The sequence below is a fragment of the Coleofasciculus sp. FACHB-712 genome (assembly GCF_014695635.1).
Taxonomy (GTDB): Bacteria; Cyanobacteriota; Cyanobacteriia; order Cyanobacteriales; family FACHB-T130; genus FACHB-T130.
The window spans coordinates 1-10,256 of the sequence record NZ_JACJOQ010000439.1; the positions used below are offsets into that span (position 1 = coordinate 1).

Sequence of the window (10,256 nt, forward strand, 5' to 3'; positions counted from 1 at the left end):
CTCTTCCGACTCGGCTTTTCCCAACTTACAGGCTCCCCATCTCTCAAAACATTAACTTCAGTTCCATCTTTCAGCTTGCCAGGGATTACGTGCCAACCATCATCTCTGGGGGGAGCGGGGGCAAAAATACTCCAAGATTGATCTACCCTCAAAATTCGGCTAATCCAGTCAATCGAATTTAAGGCTTTTCGATTAAATTTCTCAGGAGCAAAACTTCTGAAGTTCCAGATAGTGACATAAGCTAGCAAGAGTAACGTCACTATATTCATCGGTCGCGAAAAACGTACTTCAAGGGGACGGAACTTGAAGGGTTTTGTAAAGTTACCAGCAGCCCTGCGGTTAGATGCAATTGTCTCGTAAAATTTCGTTCCTACAGACATCACAGGCCCCCATTTGAGAAGGGGAACCAGTGGCTTAAATATTGGGGATAAACTACAAACGTAAGCGATCGCTTCCCACTTAAAATGCCTGTTTCCTTGCCAATCCACCACTACCCAAGAATTTTTCGCTTGCATATCTGCAAAAATCGAGGGATCGTCCTGAGCTAAGAGCAGTGGCGTCTGTGCAGGCAATATCAGGAAAGTGCGAATCAGGTGGACAACCTTCTTGCAGAAGCCACAGTCGGCATCGTAGTAAATCTGGAGTCCGGCTCGTTCTGGAGTATACAGCCGCTTAGATACCGAGTCCCAAACTTCCGTCGGGATGAAAGCTAGCCAGCTAGCTGTACTGAGAAATGGGAAAATCCCCAGCACAAACGACAATCCGAAACCGATATGTAAGAGGATAAACGAGATAACTGCACAGCAGCGGAAAAAGCTGGTACGGACGGGAACGAAGAGTAACAGGGGACCAAGAGTTTCCAACCACAGGGCGCTAAAGGTGAGCAAGACTAAAAGTGCAGAAGGCAGACTAAGTAGGAATTGACCAAAGGGTGTTGCGTATTGGTCGAAACTCAAAGCATAGTAAACCGCACTGCCATCAGGCCACCAAAGTGGACTCTTCGCTTTAAAAGCCGCCGAAAAGATGTAGATAAAGCATTGTTGTAGCGTCAGTGCTAGGGTGGCACCGGAGAGGATGCGCTTGGGTAATTTTTGGGTAGATGTATTTAGGGCACTGTCAATCGAGTAATAAGCACCCAAGGGCAAAAACATTGCCCAGAAAAGCAGCGCACGAATTACATCATCCGCCGCGAAAATCAAAGCTGGGTTTCGGTTGTGGAGAGATACCATCAGCGCCCAAGTTGCGATCGCTGCTAACCGGGTTCGGTATCCCACCAATAGCGCTGAAGCCACAAATCCAGCTAGCAAAAATAGAATGGCTTGAAACCAGGTTTGACCGCCCAGCGCATGAACTGACCAATACCAAGGTTTTAAGATAGTAGTTAGTAGCGATCGCGGCATCACTCCAGCATCTGTATAATGTGCTGTCAGATCCCCCGCCCGAATGATTAAATCGGCAAGAACAACCAGCGCCAAACCAATCCGAAACAGGGCTAGCGATCGCAGGTCTAACCCAAACAGTTGCTCAAGCTTGGAAGTAAAAATGGCTTTAGATTTTTGCTGAGTAGAAGCCATAAAACATTAGACCTTGATGGAAAATTTTTTCATGGTTAACGGCAGTAAGCAATTGCCGTTTGTTAAATTTAATACTTAGATCGCCTGGAGTAATTCGCCGCCAATCGCCGCTTTCCCAAACTATTGGACCCTAACCGCCGGATTGCTGCCAGCCACTTCCAGACTGTTAAAACAACCCGCCGAATCGCTTGATAAATCCAGTTTCTCACTACTCGGAGGCGGTGAGGCACGGTTGGCAGACGCTGGAGGTAAACGACTTGTCTAGTAATCGATGCCAAGCGCCCTTCTAAATTCAGACCAAAGCTAGAAACCGCAGCCGCACCCTTTCCTAACGTCACCATCTCTCCCAAGTGCAAATAGCGGAAGCGCCGTAAGCGTTTGCCCGCGATCGCTGCCCAAATGTTGCGAGCAGCACAATCTGCCTGTTGAAAAGCGGCTTGAGCGGTTGCTGGCACCCGTGCGCCACGGGGATTGTAAATTTCTGCCAAATCCCCCAAAGCAAACACTTCTGGATAGTCAACTAATTGTAAGGTAGGGCAAGAAATCAGTTGTCCCTGGTTATTATGCTGGCAATCAAGTTCGCGCACCCAATCGAGCTGCCGGGTTCCAGCCGTCCAAAATACCAAATCTACAGGCAAAGTGTCAATCTGACCATCCCGAACTAGGGTAATTTGGTCAGGTTCAATGCGGTGGATGCTCGTTTCTAGTTTTACCCGCACACCACGACTTGATAAAGCACGGTGAGCCGCAGCTTGAGTATGAGCGGAAAAGGTTTTTAGAATTTGATTGCCCCGGTCAATCAGCAGTACCTGCCCTCGTTTCTGTAGCCGGTCAGCGATTTTGCAAGCGAGTTCTACGCCATTAGGACCAGCGCCCGCGATCGCAATCCGCATTTGTTCCTGCTCAGAAAGCTCAAACTCGTATAGCTGTTGTTTCAGAAGCTCTACATCCGCCAAACTGCGAAAGGTTTGGGCATAAGTGCCAGCTCCAGGAACGCCCTCTAAGCGCGTTTCTCCCCCAACTGCTAAAACTAGGTAGTCGTAAGCGAGAGCCTCACCGGATTCAAGCTTTACCTGGCGCGTTTGTAAATTAACCTCCTGAATCGTCTCTTGACAAAACCGAATATTAGTGTTCCTTAATAGCTTTTGATAAGAAGGAGCGATTTCCCACGCTTGCAGTTCGTCTGTCACCAGTTCGTATAGCAAGGGGGTAAAGAGAAAGCGATCTTTTTGCTCAACCAGGGTAATTTCGCATCGACTTGATTTGAGTAAGGGAAAACGGCGCAGGTACAAAGCAGTGTAAAGACCACCAAAGCCCCCACCGAGAATGCAAATCCGGGTGGGAGTAGCGCTCCCAGATTCAGAGGGAGTAGAACTGACCTTTCTTTGATGCTTTGTACCGTCTAGCTTGCCGTCCATATCATTGACAGGGTTTTGGTAAATAAGCTTGATATCAAACGCGAATGGCTAAAGCGATTCGCTATTGCGGCACTTTGGTCGTGGAGTTGGGCGCTGTCAGTTGCTGAGCGATCGCTGGTTTTAGCTGTTGAACCAGCTCCATTGCCCGGATTGTTCTGGCTTCCGGCTTCAGGTGATAGTGGGTATCAGCGAACAAGTTAGAGTCACTCTTCAGGTTCAACGAGTCTTTTTCGTAGATCAAAGGAGCGATTTTGCTCAGTTCCTCAGCCGTCTTTTTAACGTTACGAATCGTCTTCTCGTCGCTGCTGTTCGCATAGACCCACGGCAATGACAGAACTAAAGTTGCTCCCTTTGCCTCGACTTCTTCACGGAATTTAGCGATCCGCTGAAGCGCGTGTTTGGATACGGGTTCTTGAAATGTCATCTGCCACCAGTTCCCAGCGCGTTCTTTCGTTACGGTAGGGTCGCCACGTTCGTCAACCGGATCGGAGTAGTAGCCAGTCATTTTTCCTTTTTCAATCACCTCCAAGCTCGACTTAGTAATTCCTCTAAGAGTCGGAACCCCTAGCATCATTGCGTCTAGAGCCAACTGTTTGGGAGGGATTCCTCCCAAACCGGGCTGTCCAATTGCCATCCCAAACGAACCAGAGCGATCGCCCAACCCATCCTCATCCAACAGCAGCAGGTACTCTGGAATCAGAAGCACAATGTCGCCCCGGCGAACTTGACTCAAAACGCTCGGAAGGATGACATCTAAACCAATTGGGCCATCTAACCCCATGTTGAATACGGGAATGCCGAGTTCTTGCTCCATTAGCTTGGTATTCAACGTGTAGTGCGCTCCAGAACCACCCGTTATCAGAAGGCGGTGGGGTGCTTCAATTTGGCTTGCCAGCGCTACCTTGCGTTCGTACATAGCACGCAGCCAGCTCAGTTCTCCACCGTAGCGCACGTTGTAGAGGTACCCAACAGACCAGGCTAAACCAGCAACCGCTATCCAACTAGCAAGCTTTAGAGGTTTCCACATTAGAACTCGAAGTAAATAAATTTAGAAGGGGTATTTGCAGCTAGCAAGATGGTCAAACCTAACAGAACGCGAGTTACCCAAGGGGATAACAGCAAATCATATTCATTCGTCCGTTTTTGCCAAACTGCGAGGTGTTCCAAGAACAATTCCGCCGTTGTGAGAAAGAGGATCAAAACTAAGACCGCACCCTCATTCGCACTAAAGGAACTCATTGCCGCTCCCAAATTTGAGAACGAGTACGCCCAAGGCGTCACTAGTGTTTGCAGCTTCTGTCCCAGTCGAGTCATATCTGACTCCATGAAGAACAGACAGCCCAGCATCACCGAACCAAAGGTTAGCGCCCACGATAAGAACTGAGGCATGAATAGGCGTTCGCCAACGAATCGGTAAAAAGGGCGACCCGCATATCGCAGAACTAGCAGTAACAAGCCATGATAAGCACCCCAAATGATGAAATTCCAAGCAGCTCCGTGCCAAAAGCCTGAGAGCGTAAACGTGACGAACAGATAGAAGGCAGCCCACTGCTTCTTTGCGCCCATCAGGGGGAGGAAAACGTAGTCTCTAAACCAGGTACTTAGCGTTACGTGCCAACGACGCCAAAATTCTTGGATGCTGGGTGAAGTGTAAGGGGCGATGAAGTTAAGCGTTAGCTGAACGCCTACAAATTTAGCTAAACCTAGTGCGATGAAACTATATCCAGCAAAATCAAAGTAAATCCTCAGAGTGAACAAGTAGATAGATAGCCACACCAGCCAGACATTTCCTGTTTCTTGCAAGTTGATGTACGGCGACAAGTTATCTGCCAGTACCAACTTCATAAACAAGCCCAAAGACAGCCACTTGAGACCGTCCTCAAAGTTTTCTACGGAGAACTTAAAGCGGAATGATTCAATTTGAGGAAACAAGTCAGCTCGGCGCTCAATCGGGCCAGCGACGACTTGCGGGAAGAAGGAAACAAAGTTGATGTAATCAACAACTCCAATTGGCTGCTTATTTTTGCTTCTGAATGAATCCACTACAAAAGCAACCATCTGGAAGGTATAAAACGAAATCCCTGGAGGAATTGCACCTGCACCAGGAATGCCGCCTCTCTGCTGCCAACTCGCAGCAACTCCCCCCACAAATAGTCCTAGAACATCTTCCACAAAGAAGTTCACGTATTTGAAGTAGGCAAGGATGGCGACGTCGATTCCGATCACAACTGCTGCGATCGCTTGCGACTCCCAACCTCGACGGCGCAACATCAGCCGCACCATCACGTAGTTAAAGATAATCTCAAAGGCGAAGATGATAAAGCTGGAGCGCGACGCATTCACAAACAGCATCAGCGACAGCGCCATCAACCCGATGCTATCCAAGTAATCTCGCCAAATGTTCAGGTACTTGCCTATATAGCGAACCGTGAAGAAGGGAACGCCGATCAGAAGAAGTACCCACCAGAAGGAGAAATCAGAGAAATTCAATTGACTGTTTCCTCCCTATTTTTTAGGGTTTAAAAGTTATTATCTTATCGAGTATTTAGCGATTGGTAATTAGTCATCAAGAATGGGTTATCTTTCCTTGTCCGAAGTTGAAGATTTACAGTCACCACAACAGCGATAAAATCTTTAACCAATTCCCAATTCCCAATTACCAACCAGATATCTTACTCTAGCTGCCGCTAATTCGGTTCCACAGACCGCCCCAGCCAGAAGACTTGGAAGATGCCTCTACTTTTTCAGTTTTATCGTCACTAGCATCCTTGACATTGCTAGACGCAACTGGAGACACTGCCGCTGAGACATCAAACTCTTTAACCAAGTATTCAGCAGATTTTTCAATAGTCGGATAATCCCACAGCAGAGTAGAAGGAAGCTCGCATCCTAGCCAATCTTCTAAATCGCCCACTAAGGTAACAGCATCGATGGAATCCAGACCGTAGCGCGTCAAAGGTTCGCGGACATCAATGGTTTTTGCATTGAGTGAAAGTTGCTTAGAAAGCTTGGTAACTAGCCAGGATTGAATCGCTTCAGCAGGGGAGTTTTCAACAATCATATTCTCGTCTTGTAAATTGTTTTTGCTTAAATCTTCACTAGGCTTGGAGCTGGAGTTCTGAAGCTGCATGGGTTTTCTCCTCTGGTGATTGGGCTTGGGCTAGTTGGAGGGGGACAATCGAAAACATCTTGTTTTCTCGGTCAAGCTTGAGAAGTTCTTGGGCAACATTCTCGATGTAAATGCTAGGAATAATACCTGATGAAGGACGAAAAGTCATCAGGAGTCTGTTCAGACAAATTGCCAACCATTCACCCTTTGCAAAAAAGTCACCCAAGATTTTTCGGTTGTAAATCCACATATGTACGCAAGCTGCTGCTGCGTGCAACGTGCAGTACTTCTTAGCGAGTTCAAATAACTCCGGAGACTGATCGTGTCCGAATTCAAAGCCTGAGGTTGCCAAGAATTCATCCTGTGCGTCGAGTTCTTCGAGGACCGCGCTTGTCAGTGTTATCAGCTTCTGCAACACTTCAGCATCGACGCTAGAATCTGTCTTTAAGTCATACAAGTGTTCTAGAGAGATTTCCAGACCTTGTAAAACATCATCGCATCCCCGGCTGAACAGCTCAAATTTTGCCCGTTCGCATGGTGGTAGCGGTGCTTCTAGAGAAAACCGGGTTTCCAGAGGCGATCGCAATCCCTCATAAGTGGCAGCATTTCTTTTCGCCCGGTATTTCGCCATCTGACGAAGCTGTAAAATCAGCGCGTGCAAGTTAACAACCGTACTGCCATCAAACACGCTAATAATGGCATTATCTCGGACAACTTTTTGAAAAATTCCCTCATCGTGACCTTCGCGCAAATAGAAACGTGCCCCTAGAATTACGGAAAGGTTTTGAACTAACTTTTCAACCGTTATAGGCACAAAATATTTTACGAAGATAGACGAAACGCTAGATTGCTCCGGCGCGACATGAAAACTTCTTGCCCCCGCAATCGTGACACAATCGCAGACCAAAATATCTAAGAAAGCGTCTACTAAAGTAGTCCGGGGGTGAGGAATATCGAAAACCGTTTTGCCGTATAATTTCCGTCCCAGAGAAAACTTCAGCACCGTTCTCAGGGCTGTATCCGCCGATCCTAAAGAAAAGGCTGCACACAACGTCCGGGTTAGATGAAAGCCTTTCAGCCCCAATTCTAAACCCGCTCCTTCTTGCCCCAGACGCATTTCTTCAGGTACAAAGCAATTATCAAAACGGATTCCGCTCATATCAGAACCGCGAATTCCCAAAGTCTTGATCTTAGGAAGATTGGAATAACCCGCTGGATCGATTTCACTTTTATCAACAACAAACAGCGACAAGCTACGTGCCCCGCCAGTGTCATTTGTTTTGGCAAGCACAACTGAAATTCCAGAAATTGTTGCTCGGTTAATTGGCCATTTTTCCCCATTCAGCAGATAACCACCGGGAACCTTAGTTGCCTGCACATCACTAGCAACTAGGTCGCTTCCGTGTGCCCTTTCTGAATAAGCAAGACACATGGCACCATGTTTATCTTTAATAAACTTTGCCAGCTTTTGTTTCTGTTCGTGGGTGCCTGCCATCCAAACTAAACCAGACCAGAAAAGCGTGCTAAAAGTTATCGATGTCGTTAGGTCACGTCTGGACAAAACTCTAACAAAAGCGACGAATTCTTCATAAGATTTCAGCTCTCCACCGTATTCCACGGGGATGTGGTAGTGATGAAGATTCCAGTTATAAAGCCATTCAACGTCTTTTTCTGGAAATTCTTCGCGCTCGTCCAGCTCCATGACGCTTTTGAAAGACATCACGCTTTCCGGCTGTGTTGGATCGCCTAAGTCCTTTTCGAGCGCTTCAGCGACCCAGTACTGTTTTAGTTGATGCATTGAATTCTCCGTGTAATGGGTAATGGCTTATCGGTGTGGGTAATCGCAAGCAATTCGCAATTCCCAATTCCCAATCGCTATTTAGGAGTTTGCACTTTCTGCAACAGGGATTCTACTTCTCCCTTGAGACTTTGAAACTTTGCCGTGGCTTGAGGATTTTCGCTCCAATCCGCGACGACATCTAGACTTCCTGCTAAGAAAGCTGCTCGACAACCCTGACGTTGAATCTTGCCGCTGGAAGTTTTCAGGATACTTCCCGGCTTCACCAATACCACAGCATAAACCTGTAGCTCGTGCTGTTCCGATACCACCTGACGGATGGCTCCCATGACCTCATTGGTGTCTAGATTCTGGGTATGACGCTCGACTTCCTGGACAATTACCAGTCGCTCCTCGCCATTCACCATCACTGAAAAGGCTGCGCCATGTTCGGGTCGAAGCGCTGCATGGCTTTCTTGCACCGTCCATTCAATATCTTGAGGATAGTGATTGGTGCCTCGGATGATAATTAAATCTTTGATGCGCCCCGTGATAAATAGCTCGCCATCTTTTAAGAATCCCAAATCGCCGGTACGTAGAAATGGCCCTTCATTTGTATCTGCGATGCGTGCCCGGAAGGTGCGTTCCGATTCTTCGGGTCGCTGCCAGTAGCCGTGAGCCACGCTAGGATCGGACACCCAAATCTCGCCGACTTCATCAGCGGCACATCGAGTAAATTTCTCTGGATGCACGATCGCTATCTTGGTGTCGCACACTTTAGTTCCGCATCCGACAACTGTTCGTACAATATCTTGATTTTTGGAGGCTGGAACGATGCGATTTTTTTCTAGTGCTGCCGGATCGAGATTGCACAAAACGGGTGTTGCGGTTTGTGCAGAGAAGGATACTAATAGAGTTGCCTCAGCCAATCCGTAGGCAGGACAAAAAGCATTCCACTGGAACCCGGATGGTGCAAAGGTTTCGTAAAAACTTTCCATAACTTGGGGGTTGATTGGCTCAGCGGCATTGCCTGCTGCACGCCAACTACTCAAGTCCAGGGTGGCGCGTTGTTCTGGTGTAATCCTACGCACGCATTGATCGTAGGCAAAGTTAGGGCCTTGGCTATGGGTCACTTTGTAGCGCGAAATCGCCTGGAGCCAGTGGAATGGCCGTTTGATAAAGGCGAAGGGCGACATCACGTAGCAGGGGATACCGTTGTAGAGAGGTTGGATGAGTCCTTCAACCAGTCCGTAATCGTGGAAGTAAGGCATCCAGGCCACAGTTACGCTGTCCGGGGTGTAGCCACAGGCTTTTTGGAGGTTCGCTGAGTGGAACATTACGTTACTGTGGCTGAGCATCACACCTTTAGGAGTGGAGGTGGAGCCTGAGGTGTACTGGAGATAGGCCAGCATATCGCTGGTTACGGCTGGATCTTGCCAGGTCTCAGCCAGAGACAGGTCTACCTGCTCGGTGTCAATCCAGCTCATTGCCTGAAATTCCGGAATTTTCTCGTCGTACTCTTCAACGAGGGAAAGAATGCCAGAGGTGGTTAGCACCAATGAAGCTTGGGCATCTTTCGCGATCGCTTGCAGTCTGGGCAAGGTTCGCTTCAATCGCCCCGCTTCCGGTGGGGGTACGGGAATGGCAATTGTCCCGGCATATAAGCAACCGCAAAAAGCGGCAATAACCTCTAGACCTTGTGGATAAAGCAGTAGTGCCCGCTCTCCTCTGGCATTATGCTGTTGTAGCAAGGCAGCGATCGCTCTCGCTTGACGATCGAGCTGAGCATAAGTGAGCTGGGAACCTTCTTTCTTGCCATCAATCAGAAAAGTATAAGCTACCTTTTCCGGCTGCTGGAGTGCCCTCCACCGCAGCAGTTCAACCAGGGTAGAAAAATTTTGAGCTGTAGAAGAATCAATATCGCTTGGTGTAACGGTGTTCATAAGTACTAATGGAAACTTACTAGCTTTATTGAGAAGTGGTCGCGGCACCAGAAAGTTGACATATCAAGGTTAAGAACTACAATTCATCTTCTTTATTGTTTTTGTTCAGACTTTAAAAAAGCTTCTAGCTTGAACAATCTGGCAAGGTACAGACAGTGGTCTTGAGTAAAAAAAAATCAACCTTTCGGTAGTTTTTCAATTTTGGTCTGATGTCTATCTTTAAGACTAGTAATTCTACGAATCTTTACTAAAAAAATATATTTTAAATTCCAGACTAAATACGGTAAATAACTTATCCTACATTGCTTTTCTTGATATGGCACCTAAAAAGTTTTATAAAGATTTTGTAAAGTTATTTCATTGTTAAGTCCGATTAATCTGTCATCTAAATTACAAATATGAAAACTTCTTGCACAAGCTGGTTTCCGAAAGACG

7 protein-coding genes are annotated in these 10,256 nt (G+C 47.3%); all 7 read right to left on the bottom strand.

Annotated features, from left to right (window positions below):
* Window positions 1-1,574: DCC1-like thiol-disulfide oxidoreductase family protein (locus H6F50_RS13550; protein ID WP_190429096.1), on the bottom strand; the 1,574-nt coding region annotated here is incomplete at its 3' end.
* Window positions 1,575-1,642: 68 nt separating this feature from the next.
* Entirely contained in the window at window positions 1,643-2,992 is a 1,350-nt protein-coding gene (locus H6F50_RS13555; RefSeq protein WP_190429097.1) for an NAD(P)/FAD-dependent oxidoreductase, read from the bottom strand.
* A gap of 61 nt (window positions 2,993-3,053) precedes the next feature.
* On the bottom strand, window positions 3,054-4,019 hold the full coding sequence (locus H6F50_RS13560; protein WP_190429098.1) for a hypothetical protein: 966 nt from the start codon (window positions 4,017-4,019) through the stop codon (window positions 3,054-3,056).
* Window positions 4,019-5,482 (bottom strand): MBOAT family protein, encoded by a 1,464-nt coding sequence (locus H6F50_RS13565; RefSeq protein ID WP_190429099.1) that lies wholly within the window; start codon window positions 5,480-5,482, stop codon window positions 4,019-4,021. Before H6F50_RS13565 ends, H6F50_RS13560 begins: the two co-directional genes overlap by 1 nt.
* A gap of 187 nt (window positions 5,483-5,669) precedes the next feature.
* Complete coding sequence (locus tag H6F50_RS13570; RefSeq protein WP_190429100.1) at window positions 5,670-6,122, bottom strand: acyl carrier protein; 453 nt, start codon at window positions 6,120-6,122, stop codon at window positions 5,670-5,672.
* Window positions 6,091-7,899, bottom strand: a complete 1,809-nt coding sequence (locus H6F50_RS13575) for an acyl-CoA dehydrogenase family protein (protein ID WP_190429101.1) — start codon at window positions 7,897-7,899, stop codon at window positions 6,091-6,093. Before H6F50_RS13575 ends, H6F50_RS13570 begins: the two co-directional genes overlap by 32 nt.
* A gap of 77 nt (window positions 7,900-7,976) precedes the next feature.
* Window positions 7,977-9,821: a fatty acyl-AMP ligase gene (locus H6F50_RS13580; RefSeq protein ID WP_190429102.1), complete on the bottom strand. Its 1,845-nt coding sequence runs from the start codon at window positions 9,819-9,821 to the stop codon at window positions 7,977-7,979.
* Window positions 9,822-10,256: the final 435 nt, after the last annotated feature.

What these genes read in the sequence shown, in the direction of transcription:
- H6F50_RS13570 (WP_190429100.1), bottom strand. Translation starts at nt 6,122, where the DNA reads ATGCAGCTTCAGAACTCCAGCTCCAAGCCTAGTGAAGATTTAAGCAAA.
- H6F50_RS13580 (WP_190429102.1), bottom strand. Translation starts at nt 9,821, where the DNA reads ATGAACACCGTTACACCAAGCGATATTGATTCTTCTACAGCTCAAAAT.
- H6F50_RS13575 (WP_190429101.1), bottom strand. Translation starts at nt 7,899, where the DNA reads ATGCATCAACTAAAACAGTACTGGGTCGCTGAAGCGCTCGAAAAGGAC.
- H6F50_RS13560 (WP_190429098.1), bottom strand. Translation starts at nt 4,019, where the DNA reads ATGTGGAAACCTCTAAAGCTTGCTAGTTGGATAGCGGTTGCTGGTTTA.
- H6F50_RS13555 (WP_190429097.1), bottom strand. Translation starts at nt 2,992, where the DNA reads ATGGACGGCAAGCTAGACGGTACAAAGCATCAAAGAAAGGTCAGTTCT.